Source organism: Kocuria salina (assembly GCF_013368965.1).
Taxonomy (GTDB): Bacteria; Actinomycetota; Actinomycetes; order Actinomycetales; family Micrococcaceae; genus Kocuria; species Kocuria rosea.
In genome coordinates, this window is the sequence record NZ_SSSF01000001.1 from 245322 (window position 1) to 260195 (window position 14874).

Consider the following 14874-nt stretch of genomic DNA (forward strand, 5'->3'; position numbering starts at 1 on the left):
CTGCCGCCGGGGCCGGCGGCTACGCCGAGCCGGGCACGAGGTCCCGGCTCTCGGCGAAGTGGCAGGCCGCCGGGTGGCCCTGGCCGCGGTCGACGAGCTCCGGCTCCTGCTCGGCGCACACGTCCTGCGCCTTCCAGCACCGTGTCCGGAACCGGCACCCGGAGGGCGGGTTCGCGGGACTGGGCAGGTCGCCGCTGAGCATGATCCGCTCGCGCCCCCCGCGCAGGGCGGGCTCGTGGACCGGCACCGCGGAGAGCAGGGCCTGCGTGTACGGGTGGGCGGCCCGGTGGTAGATCGCGTCCCGGTCGCCCGTCTCCACCACCTTGCCGAGGTACATCACCGCGACCCGGTCGCTGAGGTGGCGCACCACCGAGAGGTCGTGGGCGATGAAGAGGAAGGACAGGCCGAACTCGTCCTGCAGGTCCTGCAGGAGGTTGATGACCTGCGCCTGGACGGAGACGTCCAGGGCCGAGACCGGCTCGTCGCAGATGATCACCTCGGGGCGCAGGGCCAGGGCCCGCGCGATCCCGATGCGCTGCCGCTGGCCCCCGGAGAACTGGTGCGGGTACCGGTTGGCGTAGTCGGGCCGCAGCCCCACCCGCTCCAGCAGCTCCCGGACCGTGGCCGCGCGGTCCTGCCGCGCCACCGCGTTGGGGTGCACCTCCCAGGCCTCGGCCACGATGTCCCCCACCGTCATCCGCGGGTTGAGGGACGAGTAGGGGTCCTGGAAGATGATCTGCACGTTGCGGCGGTACTCCCGCAGCTGCCGCGAGGACATCGCGGCCACGTCCCGGCCCTTGTACAGGACCTGGCCCGCGGTGGGCTGCTGCAGCGCCATGATGAGCTTCGCCACGGTGGACTTGCCGGAGCCGGACTCGCCCACGAGCCCCAGGGTCTCCCCCGGGCCGAGGGTCATGCTCACGCCGTCCACCGCCTGGACCTGGCCCACGGTCCGCCGCAGCAGCACCCCCTGGGTGAGGGGGAAGTGCTTGGTGAGCCCGCGCAGCTCCAGGAGGGGCGCGTCCGCCGTCGTCGTCGGCCGGGTGTCACTCATGCTGGAGCTCCTCGCTGTAGTGGCACGCGGCCGTCCGGCCCGGCACGACCTCGCGCAGCACCGGGACGTCCGCGGCGCAGTCCTTGCCCGGCGCCGCCGTCCGCCCGAACCGCGCCATGGGGCAGCGCGGATGGAACGCGCAGCCGGCGGGAATGGCGGAGAGGTCCGGCGGGGTCCCGGCGATGGGCAGGAGCCGCTCGCCCTGGGACTCGAGGCTGGGCATCGAGGACATCAGCCCCCGGGTGTAGGGGTGCAGGGGCGCCGAGAGCACCTCGTCGACCGTGCCGTTCTCCACGATGCTGCCCGCGTACATCACCGCGACCCGGTCGGCGACCTCGTTGACCACCCCCAGGTCGTGGGTGATGAGGATGACGCCCATCCCGGTCTGCGTGCGGAGCTCGGTGAGCAGGTCCATGATCTGGGCCTGGACGGTGACGTCGAGCGCGGTGGTCGGCTCGTCGGCGATCAGGATGTCCGGGTCCAGGGCGATGGCCATCGCGATCATCACGCGCTGGCGCATGCCGCCGGAGAACTGGTGCGGGAAGTCGCCCACGCGCTCCCGGGCCGCGGGGATCCCCACGCGCTCCATGAGCTCGATCGCCCGGGCCTTCGCCTCTTGCCGGGACGCGCCCCGGTGGGCGCGGAACAGCTCGCCGATCTGGTGGCCCACGGAGAAGACCGGGTTCAGCGCGGAGAGGGCGTCCTGGAAGACCATGGCGATGCCCGGCCCCCGCACCGCCCGCTGGTCCCGGCGGCTCATGCCCAGCAGGTCCTCGCCGTGGAAGTGGATCTCGCCGTGCGTGATGCGGGCGGGCGGGATGTCGAGGATGCCCATGACGGCCTGGGCGCTGACGCTCTTGCCGGAGCCGGACTCCCCGACGATCGCGAGGGTCTCGCCGGCCCGGACGGTGTAGCTGATCCCGTTGACGGCCCGGACGGTGCGCCGGCGGGAGCGGAACTCCACCGCGAGGTCGTCGACCTCGAGCACGGGGCCCGCCGCGCCGCCCGGCGGCGCGGGCACGGGGGCGGGGGTGGGAGCGGGGACGGAGGAGGGTGTCATCGGCGCAACTTCGGGTCGAGGGCGTCGCGCAGCGCGTCGCCCATGAGGATGAACGAGAGCACGGTCAGGGACAGGAACAGCGACGGGAAGAGGATCAGGTGCGGGGCGTCGCGCAGCCTGTTCTGCGCCGCGTTGATCTGCAGACCCCAGGAGATCTCGGGCAGCTGCAGGCCCACGCCCAGGAAGGTGAGCGTCGCCTCGGAGGCGATGATCGTGCCGACCGCGATGGTGGAGTAGACCAGGACGGGCGCCACGGCGTTGGGCAGGATGTGCTTGGTGAGGATCCGGCCGGTCCGCGCGCCCAGCGCCCGGGCCGCCTGGACGTAGTCGGCCTCCTTGACCCCGATCACGTTGGAGCGGACCAGGCGCATGGCCGTCATCCAGCCGAACGCGATCAGCGCGAGGGAGACCTCGAGCACCCCGCGCTCGGGCAGCACGGAGAGCAGGATGATGGCGCCCAGGATGAGCGGCAGGCCGTAGAAGATGTCGGTGATCCGGGCGAGCAGCGAGTCGAGCCAGCCGCCGTAGTAGCCGGCGAGCGCGCCCACCACCACGCCGATGGCCAGGGTGCCCAGGACGGCGAGGAAGCCGATGGCCAGGGAGATGCGCGCGCCGTGCACCACGTTCGAGTAGTAGTCGCAGCCCTGGACGTCGTAGCCGAACGGCGCCCCGGGCTGCGGGCCCTCCCCCGAGCGGCCGAGGCTGCAGGCCCGCGGGTCCACCGAGGTGAACACCTGCGGGGCGAGGGCCATCACCGCGAACACGACGAAGAGCAGGGCCCCCACCAGGAAGAAGGGGTTGCGGAGCAGGCCCTTCCAGGCGTCCCGCCACAGGCTGACCTGCTCGATGTCCCCGGCGGCCGCCGCCGAGGCGATCTCGTCGGCGCGGTCGTCCACGCGGTCGGAGAAGGTCTCGTGGTGGGCGTCCCGCTCCTCGCGGACGCTCTCCGGACGCGGCTCATTCATAGCGGATCCTCGGGTCGAGGGCGGCGTAGAGGACATCGACCACCAGGTTGAAGAAGATGTAGAAGAAGACGAACAGGGTGACGATGCCGACGACGACGGCGCCCTCCTGCCGCAGCACCGCGTCGTAGACCGCCCGGCCGAGACCGGGGATGTTGAACACCGACTCGGTGACGATGGCCCCGCCCATGAGGGCGCCGAGGTCGGCGCCGATGAAGGTGACCACCGGGATGAGGCTGTTGCGCAGGGTGTGCTTGCCGACCACCGACACCTCGCTGAGGCCCTTGGCGCGCGCCGTGCGCACGTAGTCGCTCTGCAGGTTCTCCGCGAGGCTCGTGCGGGTCAGCCGGGCCACGTAGGCGAGCGAGAGCGCCGCGAGCACGAAGCCGGGCAGGACGTAGCTGTACCAGCCGTCCGAGATGCCGGCGATGGGGAACCAGCCGAGCCGTACGCCGAAGACGTACTGGGCGAGGAAGCCGAGGACGAAGACGGGGATGGACACGACCACCGTGGTGGAGACCAGCACGAGGTTGTCGAAGAAGGATCCGCGCCGCAGGCCCGCCAGCACGCCGGCGAGGATGCCGATGAGGATCTCGAAGGCCACGGCCACGAGGGCCAGCCGGGCCGTCACCGGCAGCCGGTCCACGATCGTGTCGAGGACGGGACGGCCCGAGAAGTCGGTGCCGAAGTCGCCCTGCACCAGGCCGCCCAGGTACTTGGCGTACTGGATCAGCAGCGGGTCGTCGAGGTTGTACTCGGTGCGCAGCTGCGCCTGCACGGCCTCGGACAGCGGCCGGTCGCCGGCCAGCGCCCGGATGGGATCGCCGGGCAGCGCGTAGACCATCGAGAAGATGAGCAGGGACGCGCCCAGCAGCACCGGGACGGTCAGCAGCAGACGGCGGAGGACGTACCGCCCCATGGGTCTCCTTGTGTGTGCGGAGGTGTTGCGCGGACAGGTGGGCCCGGGGCGCCCCGTGCGGGGCGCCCCGGGTCAGGGTCGGATCACTCCGAGGTGACGACGACGTCCTCGACCTCGACGCGGCCGAAGCTGTTGACGTAGACCTCGTCCACGTTCTCCGAGTGTGCGTACTGCACGAGCCCGAAGAACAGCGGCGTGGCCGGCATGTCGGCCACGAGCAGGTCCTCGGCCTCCTGGTAGGCCTGGATCGCCGCGTCGATCGAGTCGGCGGCGTTGCCCTCCTGCAGCTTGGCGTCGAACTCCTCGTTCGAGTAGAACGTCACGTTCGAGCCGGCCGGCGGCAGGGCCGCCGTGGAGTACGTCGGGCCGAGCATGTTCTCCATGACGGGGTAGTCCATGATCCAGCCGGAGCGGAACGGGCCGGTCATGCCCTTCTCGTCCTGCTTGGGCAGGTACTCGGCGAACTGGAGGTCGCCGCGCAGCTGGTACTCGACGCCCAGGTTCTCGCGGAGCTGGTTGCCGACGGCCTGCATCCACTCCTCGTGGCCGGCGCCGGCGTTGAACCACAGGTCCACGGGCTCGGACTTGTCGAAGCCCGCCTCGTCGAGCATCCGGTTGGCCTCCTCGACGTTCAGCTCGCACGCGTCGCAGGCGTCCTCGCGGTGGCCGTCGATCACGGGCGAGACGAAGGACGCGGCCGGGGTGCGGGAGCCCTGGAAGATCGCGTCGGTGATCGCCTGCCGGTCGATGGCCATGGAGAAGGCGCGGCGGACCTCCGGGTCGGCGAAGCGCTCGTCGTAGGTCGGGAAGCCGAGCGCGGTGATGTCGCCGCGCGGGGTGGTCTTGAACCGCTCGCCGAACTGGTCCTCGGCGGAGGCGATGGCGTCCGGCGGGATCTGGTCGACCACGTCGAGCGAGCCGGCCTGGAGGTCGTTGTAGGCGGTGTTGATCTCGGTGTAGACGCGGAACTCCACGGCGGCGGCCTTGGCCGGCTCGTCGCCGCCGAACTCGTCGTAGCGGGTGAGCGTGATGCCCTGGCCCTCCTGGAAGGCCTCGTCCGCCTTGAACGGGCCGTTGCCGATCGGCTGCTCGCCGAAGCCCTCGGGGTCCTCGAAGAACGCCTCCGGCATCGGGAAGAACGCGGTGTAGCCGACGGTGGTCGGCCACTGCGCGTAGGGCTCGCTGAGGGTGACCTCGAAGGTCTGCTCGTCGACGACGCGCAGACCGGACATCTCGGTGGCGGTGGGGCTCGCGCCCTCCTCGCCCTGGAGGGCGTCGTAGCCCTCGACGTTGGAGAAGAAGTAGGAGTTGCCCTGCGCGTTCTCGCTGTTGGCCACGTAGTTCCACGAGTCCACGTAGCTCTGGGCGGTCACCGGGGACCCGTCGTGGAAGGTCCAGCCGTCCTTGAGGCTGACCGTCCACGTCGTCTGGTCCTCGGACTCGATCGACTCCGCGACGCCGGTGTAGACGGCCTCGTTGGACTCCCGGTCGTACTCGACCAGGCCGGTCCAGAGCGCGTCGACGACCTGGCCGCCCTCCGTCTCGCCGGTGTTGCCGGGCAGCAGCGGGTTCTCGGGCTCCCCGATGTACACGCTGAAGGTGCCGTCGCCGCCGCCCTCGGCGGCGGTGCCCCCGCCGTCTCCCCCGCCGCACGCGGTGAGCAGCAGGGCTCCGGAGAGCGCCACTGACGTGCCCGCGATCCGCTTCGTTCTCATCGTTTCCTCCATGGGTCGATACGGGCCCGCCAGGAGTGCTGGGTTCGCAGTCCGAGGGGGACGGGGCCACGCCGGGGCGAGCACGGGGCTCGCGTCGTGGAGCACGGGGCTCCGGGTCCGACGTGACGGAGATCACCGTCCGCCGCACCCAGAAGAAATCTATGTGGTCCGTTCGGGGGACGACAGCAGACACGCCAGGAGAAACAGGAACCGCCGGTATCAGTTACCCATTCGTAACAACAAGGCCGGGCTCCGAGCCCCCGCGGGGCGGAGGTCGGCTCAGCCGGCGACGGCCAGTCCCCCTGTCCTCGCCCCGAGAGCGGCGGAGCGCAGCACGGAGCGCACCTCGTCCAGCTCCGTCGCGGAGGCCTCGGCGAGGAGGCAGAGCGGGACGCCGTGCCGCGCCACCCAGCGGATCTCGGCGCGCAGGGCGCCCACCGCCCGGTCCAGTGCCCAGCGCGCCGACTCGAGGGCGCCGTCGAGGGGGGCGACGTCGAGACCGATGCCCACCTCCTCGCCGGAGGCCACGGCGTCGAGGACGTGGTCGAGCGCCCACTCCGCGGCCTCCACCTCTCCCGCCGCGGTGAAGACCCGCTGGAGGAGCCCGGCGGGGTGCAGACCGAGGCCGTCGTCCTGGCGGTCGGGGGCAGCGTCGTCGGGGTGCTCCGGGAGCAGCGGGACGTGGACGGGGTCGACCGACCGGAACGCCGGCCGGGGGGACAGTGCACTGCTCATCATCGAACCTTCCTCAGGACCTGCGACCGCGCCCCCCACCCGGCGCCCGGCGCAGGCCGGAGAGGCCTGCTCCCATGGAACCAGCGACCCCGGCGGACTTCCAGAGGGGCGCCGGTGAACACGTCACAAACGCCTTGTGACCTGGGACAATGCAAACGCGCCAAGTGGACAGGAGAGGATCCGGCTCCTAGGGTCGGAGGCGGCCCGAGGGGGATTCGGGACCGCCGCCGCACCGGGCCCCCGCCCGGGCGCACCGACGTCCGCACCGGCCCCTCCCCCGGGCCGGCCGGACGTGCCACCGGCCGGCCGCCCGGACCCCCGCGAGCCGCCCCGTCCGCGCGCACCCCCTTGCGCACCCCCGCGCACGGGCCGCACCGGTCCCCGCCGGCAGCGGCCACGATCCCCTGCGCGCCCCCGCCCCCCCCCGGAGATCCCATGAGCCGAACGTCCGAAGCCCCCACGACCGGCACCACCCGCACGACCGCCGCGGCCCCCGCCCGCAGACCCCGCCTCATCGCCGTGGACGCCGCCCGAGGCCTGGCGCTGATCGGCATGATCGCGGTCCACATCCTGCCCGCCCACGACCCCGATACCTTCGAGCCCACCCTCCAGTGGAGCCTCTTCGGCGGGCGCGCCGCGGCGCTGTTCGCCCTGCTGGCCGGGCTGAGCCTGGCGTTCTCCTCGGGCGGGCGCACCCCGCACCGGGGCCGCACGCTGACGGCCACCCGCGCCGGCCTGGTGGTGCGGGCCCTGCTCATCGCCGCCGCCGGGCTGGCGATCAACCAGGTCATGCCGTCCCCGGCGCCCGCGCTGGGCATCCTCGTCTACTACGGCGCGTTCTTCCTGCTCGCCGTCCCGCTGCTCGGCCTGCGGCGCCGCACGCTGGCCGCCGTCGCGGCGCTCGCCGCGGTCCTGGGCCCCGTGCTCGTGCACGTCCTCGGCCCCGCCCTGCCCCAGGCCGGGGCCGTCAACCCCACCCTCGGCAGCGCGCTCGCGGACCCGGGCGCCACCCTGGCCCAGGTGCTGCTGACCGGGACCTACCCGGCCGTGCCCTACCTGACGTACCTCTGCGCCGGTCTGCTCCTCGGCCGGACCGACCTGCACGAGGTCGTGGTGCGGGTCCGGATCGCCGTGGCCGGCGTGGTCCTGGCGCTCGGCGCCTGGTTCGTCTACTGGGTGCTGGTCCTGCAGGCCGGCGGCTACGACCAGCTGCTGCGGCACACCCCGTGGCTGAGCGAGGACCAGGTCGACGAGATCCTCGTCTGGGGCCCGAGCCCGGACCTGCCCACCTCCACGTGGTGGTGGCTGCTCACCCCCGGACCGCACAGCAACACCCCGGTGACGCTGCTCATGGACCTGGGCACCGGCCTGGCCGTGCTGGGGCTCTTCCTGCTCGTCGCGCGCCCGAACCGGCTGTGGACCACCCTGGGCGCCATGGGGGCCCGCACCCTGACCCTGTACTCGGCCCACCTGCTCGCCCTGGCCACGACGCTCCACTACGAGGACCGCGTGCTCTGGTTCGCCGTGCACGTGGCCGTGGCCGCCGGCTTCGCCGTGCTCTGGCAGGCGACGTTCGGTCAGGGACCGCTCGAGCGGGTGATCGCGGCCGCCGTCCGGGGCACCCGCCGCCTGGTCCTGGGCACCCCTTCCCGGACGGCGGAGTCCCCGCGGGCCTAGCGGAGTCCCCACGGGACCAGCGGGTTCCGCGCGCCGGCGGCGCCTGCGTCCGCGCCGCCCGCCGGCGTGGCTCCTGACACACCGGCGGGCTATGCTCCTGACATGTCACGATTCAGTCCCCTGGAGTGGCCGGTCCTCCGGCAGATCCGTTCGGGCGACCTGCTCGGTCGCGGACCGGCGGTGACCTCGGAGCGCACCCGGACGACGAGCCCGCGCACGACCACCGCGGACCGGGTCGTGCAGAGCGTCTGCCCGTACTGCGCGGTCGGCTGCGGCCAGCGGGTGTACGTCAAGGACGAGAAGGTCGTCCAGATCGAGGGCGACCCGGACTCGCCGATCTCCCGCGGACGCCTGTGCCCCAAGGGCGCGGCCAGCGAGCAGCTGGTCAACGCCCCCGGCCGGCAGACCGAGGTGCTCTACCGGGCGCCCCGGGCCACCGAGTGGCAGCGGCTGGACCTCGGCACCGCCCTCGAGATGGTGGCCGACCGCGTCCTCGAGGCCCGCCGCAACGGCTGGCAGGACGCCGACGAGCAGGGCCGTCCGCTGCGCCGCACGATGGGCTTCGCCGCCCTGGGCGGCGCCACGCTGGACAACGAGGAGAACTACCTCATCAAGAAGCTCTTCACCGCCGCGGGAGCGATCCAGATCGAGAACCAGGCCCGTATTTGACACTCCGCCACGGTTCCCGGTCTGGGAGCCTCGTTCGGACGTGGCGGTGCCACGCAGTCCCTGCAGGACATGGCCAACGCCGACTGCATCGTCATCCAGGGCTCCAACATGGCCGAGTGCCACCCCGTGGGCTACCAGTGGGTGACGGAGGCCAAGGCGCGCGGCGCCCGGGTCATCCACGTCGACCCGCGCTTCACCCGCACCTCGGCGGTCGCTGACAAGCACGTCCCGATCCGGGCCGGCTCGGACATCGTCCTGCTCGGCGCCCTGGTCAACCACGTGCTCACCCACGACCTGTGGTTCGAGGAGTACGTGCGCGCCTACACCAACGCCGCCACGCTGGTGAACGAGGACTACCGCGACGCCGAGGACCTCGACGGGCTGTTCTCCGGGTTCGACCCGGAGACCGGCCAGTACGACATGTCCACCTGGGCCTACGCCGAGAACGAGGACGGCGCCGGGGACCACGACGGCCGGGTGGACGCGCCCGCGGGCGACCCCGACCACGGCGCCGAGGAGGGGGCGGAGGCCGTGGACGAGGCCGCCGGCCAGCAGCTCGGCAGCGGCGGCGCCCCGATGGAGCACGCCCGCATGCAGCGCGACGAGACCCTGCAGGACCCCCGGACGGTGTTCCAGATCCTCAAGCGGCACTACGCGCGCTACACCCCCGAGATGGTGCAGGAGGTGTGCGGCGTCTCCCCCGAGGACTTCGCGTACCTGGCCCGCTCCATCACGGAGAACTCCGGGCGGGAGCGGACCACGTGCTTCGCCTACGCCGTGGGCTGGACCCAGCACAGCCTGGGCGCGCAGTACATCCGCACCGCGTCCATCCTGCAGCTGCTGCTGGGCAACATGGGCCGCCCCGGCGGCGGGATCATGGCCCTGCGCGGGCACGCCAGCATCCAGGGCTCGACCGACATCCCCACGCTGTTCAACCTGCTGCCCGGCTACCTGCCCATGCCGGTGGCCGGCACCCACGACACGTTCGACGACTACCTGGCCGCGATCGCGTCGAAGAAGCAGAAGGGCTACTGGGCCGAGGCCGACGCCTACACGACGAGCCTGCTCAAGGCCTGGTGGGGGGACGCCGCCACCGCGGACAACGACTGGGCCTACGACTACCTCCCGCGCCTCACCGGCGCGCACGGCACCTTCCAGACGCTGACGAAGATGCTCGACGACGAGGTGGAGGGCTACTTCCTGCTCGGCCAGAATCCCGCGGTGGGCTCCTCCAACGGCCGGATGCAGCGGATGGCCATGTCCCACCTCAAGTGGCTGGTGGTGCGGGACCTCAACCTCATCGAGTCGGCGACCTGGTGGAAGGACGGCCCGGAGATCGCCTCGGGCGAGCTGCGCACCGAGGACATCGAGACCGAGGTGTTCTTCCTGCCCGCGGCCACGCACGTGGAGAAGTCGGGCACCTTCACCCAGACCCAGCGGCTGCTGCAGTGGCGCCACCAGGCCGTGGCCCCGCCGGGCGAGTGCCAGAGCGAGCTGCAGTTCTTCTTCGAGCTGGGCCGGCGGATCCGGGAGCGGCTGGCCGGGTCCGGGGACGAGCGCGACCGCCCGCTGCTCGACCTCACCTGGGACTACCCCGTCGACGAGCACGGCGAGCCGGACCCCGAGGCGGTGCTCGCCGAGATCAACGGTCGGCACCTCACCGGGCCGGACGCCGGGAGGCCGCTGTCCTCGTACACCGAGATGCGGGCGGACGGCTCGACCTCCGGCGGCTGCTGGATCTACACCGGGGTCTACGCCGGCGGCGTCAACCGTGCCGCCGCCCGCAGACCCGGCGGGGAACAGGGCCCCACCGCGCTCGAGTGGGGCTGGGCGTGGCCGGCCAACCGTCGACTGCTCTACAACCGCGCCTCGGCGGACCCGGAGGGCCGGCCCTGGAGCGAGCGCAAGAAGCTCGTGTGGTGGGACGAGGAGCAGGACCAGTGGGTCGGGGACGACGTGCCCGACTTCCCGCTCCACCTCGCCCCGGGCACCCGCCCCGACCCCGACTCCGGGGGGGCGGCCGCGCTCGCCGGCGACGACCCGTTCATCATGCAGGCCGACGGCAAGGGCTGGCTGTACGCGCCCAAGGGCGTGCTGGACGGGCCGCTGCCCACGCACTACGAGCCGCAGGAGTCGCCGGTCGCCAACGCCCTGTACACCCAGCAGCGCAACCCCTCCCGGGTGCTGTTCGCCCGCCAGGACAACCTCACCGCCCCGAGCGCCGGGGAGCCGGGGGCGGACGTGTACCCCTACGTGTTCACTACGTACCGGCTCACCGAGCACCACACCGCCGGCGGCATGAGCCGGTGGCTGCCGTACCTCTCGGAGCTGCAGCCGGAGATGTTCTGCGAGGTCTCCCCCGAGCTCGCCGCCGAGTGCGGGCTGGAGCCGTACGGCTGGGCCACGATCGTCTCGCCCCGCGCGGCGATCGAGGTGCGCGTGCTCGTCACCGAGCGGATGACCCCGCTCGTGGTGCGCGGGCACACCGTGCACCAGATCGGGCTCCCGTACCACTGGGGCGTGGGCGACGACGCCGTGGTCAGCGGCGACTCCGCCAACGACCTGCTGGGCCTGACCCTCGAGCCCAACGTGCAGATCCAGGACTCCAAGGTGGGCTCGTGCCACATCCGCCCGGGCCGCCGGCCGCGGGGTCCCGAGCTGCTCGACCTGGTCCTGGAGTACCAGCAGCGCGCGGGCGCCACCGTGGAGACCGGCAACACCCGGATCGACGTCCCCGGCACCGACCGGAGCACCGGTCCGGGCACCGACCCGACCACCGACCCGATGAGGGAGCACTGATGGGCCAGCTGGCCGGACCGACCGATCCCACGGCCGACGCGCACTGGGAGCACGCGCACGCGCGGAAGGGCTTCTTCACGGACACCTCGATCTGCATCGGGTGCAAGGCCTGCGAGGTGGCCTGCAAGGAGTGGAACCAGAACCCCCAGGACGGGGACCTCGAGCTGCTCGAGTCCTCCTACGACAACACCGGCGCCCTGGGTGCCAGCACCTGGCGGCACGTGGCGTTCGTCGAGCAGGACAGCGAGCGGATCGAGGAGGCCCGCGAGTCCGGGCGCAAGCTCGTGAGCCTGGGCATGCCGCGCGTCGGCCCGCCCGAGGCGCGCCCGCAGCCGGCCGCCGGGGACACCACCCCGCCGAACACCGAGGAGTTCCGCTGGCTGATGTCCTCGGACGTCTGCAAGCACTGCACGCACGCCGGGTGCCTCGACGTGTGCCCCACCGGGGCGCTGTTCCGCACCGAGCACGGCACCGTGGTGGTCCAGGACGACGTGTGCAACGGGTGCGGCACCTGCGTGGCCGGCTGCCCGTTCGGCGTGATCGAGCGGCGCACCGACGGCACGGCGGCCCCGCGCACGGAGCGGGACGGGCAGCCGGGCAAGCCGGACAAGCCTGCGGTGAAGAACGTGGGCGTCGCCCAGAAGTGCACCCTGTGCTACGACCGCATGGTGGACGACCAGACGCCCGCGTGCGCGCAGACGTGCCCCACGACGTCCATCAAGTACGGCGAGCACGACGACATGGTCGAGACGGCCCGGCACCGGGTCGCCGAGCTGCACGCCCAGGGGCGCACCGAGGCGCGGCTCTACGGCGCGAACGAGCTGGACGGCGTGGGCGGCACCGGCTCGGTGTTCCTGCTGCTCGACGAGCCGGAGGTCTACGGGCTCCCGCCCGACCCGCGGGTGCCGACCGCGGACCTGCCCCGGATGTACCAGCGGGCCGGACTGGCCGCGGCGGGCATGCTCGCCGCCGCCGCCCTGGCCTTCGCGGGGGGCCGCTCGTGAGCCTGTCCGAGTTCGACGGCTACCGTCCGCCCGAGCCGCCGCGCCGCCGGCGGCAGGACGGCCCGCGCCGCCGGGGCGCCGGGCAGGGCGGCGGCGACGGCTCCCGGGAGATGCCGATGGTCCCGGAGCCGGAGTTCGGCTCCTACTACGGCCGCCCGGTGGTCAAGCCGGCGCCCTGGGGCCACGAGGTCGCCGCGTACCTGTTCCTCGGCGGCGTGGCCGGCGGCTCCGCGCTGCTCGCGCTCGGCGGTCAGCTCACGGGCCGGGCCGAGCTGCGCCGCAACGCCCGGCTGGGGTCGGTGACCGCGCTCGGTCTCGGCGGCGCGGCGCTGGTCGCGGACCTCGGCCGCCCGGAACGCTTCCTGCACATGCTGCGCACGTTCAAGCCGACCTCTCCGATGAGCATGGGCACGTGGATCCTCAGCGCGTTCGGGGCCGGCATGGGGACCGCGGTCGCGGCCGAGGTGGACCGGATGACCGGCTCCCGTCTTCCGCTGGGCCCGCTGCGCCCGGTGCTGCGCGCCGTGGAGGGCCCGGCCGGCGTCGAGGCCGCGGTCTTCGCCGGCCCGCTCGCCGCGTACACCGCGGCGCTGCTCTCCGATACTGCGACGCCCACCTGGAACGCCGCCCGCGAGGACCTGGCATTCGTCTTCGTGAGCTCGGCGAGCCTCGCCTCGGGCGGCCTGGCGATGGTCACGACCTCGGTCGGCGAGGCCGGCCCCGCCCGGCGGCTGGCCGTGCTGGGCGTGGCCGGTGAGCTGATCGCCACGAAGCTGATGGAGCGCCGGATGGACCCGGTGGCGGCCGAGCCGCTGCACCACGGCCAGGCCGGGACCATGCTGGCGTGGAGCGAGCGGCTGGCGGTCGCCGGCGGTCTCGGCACGCTGCTGGGCGGGCGGCACCGGGCCGTCGCCGCGGTCTCGGGGCTGGCGCTGCTGGCGTCCTCGGCGCTCACCCGGTTCGGCGTGATGGAGGCCGGTCTGCACTCGGCCGTGGACCCCCGCTACACGATCGAGCCGCAGAAGGCCCGGCTGGCCGCCCGGCGCGCCGCCGGGATCACCGACGACTCGATCACGACCGTCGGCTGAGCGCCCGGCGCCGTGCCCCGGCGGGGCTCAGCGCACGTGGAGTCCGGACCCGGCCACGGTGTGGCCCACCACGGGGTAGCCCGGCACCTCGCCGACCACGAGCAGGCCGCCCGAGGTCTGCGCGTCGGCCAGCAGGAGCAGGTCGTCCTCGGTGACACCGGTCCCCGCCCGCAGGTGCGGGCGCACCCAGTCCAGGTTGCGGCGGGTCCCGCCGGAGACGTAGCCGTCCCGCAGCGCCTCGGCCGCGCCCTCCACGAGGGGCACGGCGCTCCGGTCGAGCACCGCGCCCACCCCGGAGGCACGGCACATCTTGTGCAGGTGCCCGAGCAGGCCGAAGCCGGTGACGTCCGTGGCCGCCCGGGCCCCGGCCGCCAGCGCCGCGTCGGCCGCGTCCCGGTTGAGCCGGGTCATCGTGGCGAGCGCCTCGGCGAAGACCTCGCCGGTCGCCTTGTGCCGGTTGTTGAGCAGTCCCACGCCGATGGGCTTGGTGAGGGTCAGGGGCAGCCCCGGTGCGGCGGCGTCGTTGCGCAGCAGCCGGTCCGGGTGGGCCACACCGGTCACGGCCATGCCGTACTTCGGCTCCGGGTCGTCGATGGAGTGCCCCCCGATCACCGGGCACCCCGCCTCGGAGGCGACCGCCAGGCCGCCGCGGAGCACCTCGGTCATCAGCTCCATGGGCAGCACGTCGCGGGGCCAGCCCACGAGGTTGATGGCCATGACCGGACGCCCGCCCATGGCATAGACGTCCGAGAGCGCGTTCGCGGCGGCGATCCGGCCCCAGTCGTAGGCGTCGTCGACCACCGGGGTGAAGAAGTCGGCGGTGGACAGCACCGCGAGGTCCTCGCGCACCAGGACGGCCGCGGCGTCGTCGCCGTCGTCGAGACCGACCAGCACGCCGTCCCCCGCCTGGCCGGTGAGGCCCCGGACCGCGTCCTCGAGCTCGCCGGGCGGGATCTTGCACGCGCATCCGCCGCCGTGGGCGAAGCCGGTCAGGCGGACCGTCCCGGGCGCGGGCAGGGGCGGGGTCGGCGTCCGGGTCTGTTCCATGTCGTCAGCCTACTGGTGACGGCGGTGCTAGGTTGGGTGACGGAGGCGTCCGGGTCCTGGTGGGCCCCCCGGTCTTCAAAACCGGTGAGGCCGAGCACCTCGGCCTGGCGGGTTCGATTCCCGTCCGCCTCCGCCAACTCTTTGC

Annotated in this window: 11 protein-coding genes and 1 tRNA gene; 5 read left to right on the forward strand and 7 right to left on the reverse strand. The window is 73.1% G+C overall.

The window, feature by feature from the left end; translation table 11 throughout:
* Window positions 1-19 precede the first annotated feature (19 nt).
* The 6 genes from E7Z53_RS01125 to E7Z53_RS01150 all read right to left on the reverse strand — a co-directional run bounded on the left by E7Z53_RS01125 (window position 20) and on the right by E7Z53_RS01150 (window position 6448).
* The gene (locus tag E7Z53_RS01125; protein WP_133409879.1) at window positions 20-1054 is read right to left on the reverse strand and encodes an ABC transporter ATP-binding protein; all 1035 of its coding nucleotides are present in this window, start codon (window positions 1052-1054) and stop codon (window positions 20-22) included.
* Window positions 1047-2114, reverse strand: a complete 1068-nt coding sequence (locus E7Z53_RS01130) for an ABC transporter ATP-binding protein (RefSeq protein WP_217905331.1) — start codon at window positions 2112-2114, stop codon at window positions 1047-1049. Before E7Z53_RS01130 ends, E7Z53_RS01125 begins: the two co-directional genes overlap by 8 nt.
* Window positions 2111-3079, reverse strand: a complete 969-nt coding sequence (locus E7Z53_RS01135; protein WP_109221407.1) for an ABC transporter permease — start codon at window positions 3077-3079, stop codon at window positions 2111-2113. Before E7Z53_RS01135 ends, E7Z53_RS01130 begins: the two co-directional genes overlap by 4 nt.
* Complete coding sequence (locus E7Z53_RS01140; protein ID WP_017833150.1) at window positions 3072-3995, reverse strand: ABC transporter permease; 924 nt, start codon at window positions 3993-3995, stop codon at window positions 3072-3074. Before E7Z53_RS01140 ends, E7Z53_RS01135 begins: the two co-directional genes overlap by 8 nt.
* A gap of 83 nt (window positions 3996-4078) precedes the next feature.
* Window positions 4079-5710 carry a peptide ABC transporter substrate-binding protein gene (locus tag E7Z53_RS01145; RefSeq protein ID WP_176336972.1) on the reverse strand — a complete coding sequence of 544 codons (1632 nt, stop codon included), beginning with the start codon at window positions 5708-5710 and terminating at the stop codon, window positions 4079-4081.
* Between the two features lie 279 nt (window positions 5711-5989).
* Window positions 5990-6448 carry a hypothetical protein gene (locus E7Z53_RS01150; RefSeq protein ID WP_035923440.1) on the reverse strand — a complete coding sequence of 153 codons (459 nt, stop codon included), beginning with the start codon at window positions 6446-6448 and terminating at the stop codon, window positions 5990-5992.
* A 432-nt stretch (window positions 6449-6880) separates the two neighbouring features.
* Between E7Z53_RS01150 and E7Z53_RS01155 the strand changes: the two genes are divergently transcribed.
* The 4 genes from E7Z53_RS01155 (at window position 6881) to nrfD (ending at window position 13682) form a co-directional block, all read left to right on the forward strand.
* Complete coding sequence (locus tag E7Z53_RS01155; RefSeq protein WP_176336973.1) at window positions 6881-8122, forward strand: heparan-alpha-glucosaminide N-acetyltransferase domain-containing protein; 1242 nt, start codon at window positions 6881-6883, stop codon at window positions 8120-8122.
* Window positions 8123-8224: 102 nt separating this feature from the next.
* Complete coding sequence (fdh, locus tag E7Z53_RS01165) at window positions 8225-11590, forward strand: formate dehydrogenase (RefSeq protein ID WP_255219358.1); 3366 nt, start codon at window positions 8225-8227, stop codon at window positions 11588-11590.
* Window positions 11590-12594: a 4Fe-4S dicluster domain-containing protein gene (locus E7Z53_RS01170; protein ID WP_035923449.1), complete on the forward strand. Its 1005-nt coding sequence runs from the start codon at window positions 11590-11592 to the stop codon at window positions 12592-12594. Before fdh ends, E7Z53_RS01170 begins: the two co-directional genes overlap by 1 nt.
* Window positions 12591-13682 carry an NrfD/PsrC family molybdoenzyme membrane anchor subunit gene (gene nrfD, locus E7Z53_RS01175; RefSeq protein WP_176336975.1) on the forward strand — a complete coding sequence of 364 codons (1092 nt, stop codon included), beginning with the start codon at window positions 12591-12593 and terminating at the stop codon, window positions 13680-13682. Before E7Z53_RS01170 ends, nrfD begins: the two co-directional genes overlap by 4 nt.
* A gap of 27 nt (window positions 13683-13709) precedes the next feature.
* Here the strand turns inward: nrfD and selD are convergent, their stop codons facing one another.
* On the reverse strand, window positions 13710-14729 hold the full coding sequence (gene selD / locus E7Z53_RS01180) for a selenide, water dikinase SelD (RefSeq protein WP_109221411.1): 1020 nt from the start codon (window positions 14727-14729) through the stop codon (window positions 13710-13712).
* A gap of 41 nt (window positions 14730-14770) precedes the next feature.
* Here selD and E7Z53_RS01185 point away from each other — a divergent pair.
* A tRNA-Sec gene (locus E7Z53_RS01185) sits at window positions 14771-14865 on the forward strand.
* Window positions 14866-14874: the final 9 nt, after the last annotated feature.

Bases quoted from the DNA above. Each gene is read 5' to 3' on its own strand.
- E7Z53_RS01145 (WP_176336972.1), bottom strand. From the start codon at position 5,710: ATGAGAACGAAGCGGATCGCGGGCACGTCAGTGGCGCTCTCCGGAGCC.
- E7Z53_RS01140 (WP_017833150.1), bottom strand. From the start codon at position 3,995: ATGGGGCGGTACGTCCTCCGCCGTCTGCTGCTGACCGTCCCGGTGCTG.
- E7Z53_RS01135 (WP_109221407.1), bottom strand. From the start codon at position 3,079: ATGAATGAGCCGCGTCCGGAGAGCGTCCGCGAGGAGCGGGACGCCCAC.
- E7Z53_RS01150 (WP_035923440.1), bottom strand. From the start codon at position 6,448: ATGATGAGCAGTGCACTGTCCCCCCGGCCGGCGTTCCGGTCGGTCGAC.
- selD (WP_109221411.1), bottom strand. From the start codon at position 14,729: ATGGAACAGACCCGGACGCCGACCCCGCCCCTGCCCGCGCCCGGGACG.
- E7Z53_RS01130 (WP_217905331.1), bottom strand. From the start codon at position 2,114: ATGACACCCTCCTCCGTCCCCGCTCCCACCCCCGCCCCCGTGCCCGCG.
- E7Z53_RS01155 (WP_176336973.1), top strand. From the start codon at position 6,881: ATGAGCCGAACGTCCGAAGCCCCCACGACCGGCACCACCCGCACGACC.
- E7Z53_RS01125 (WP_133409879.1), bottom strand. From the start codon at position 1,054: ATGAGTGACACCCGGCCGACGACGACGGCGGACGCGCCCCTCCTGGAG.
- E7Z53_RS01170 (WP_035923449.1), top strand. From the start codon at position 11,590: ATGGGCCAGCTGGCCGGACCGACCGATCCCACGGCCGACGCGCACTGG.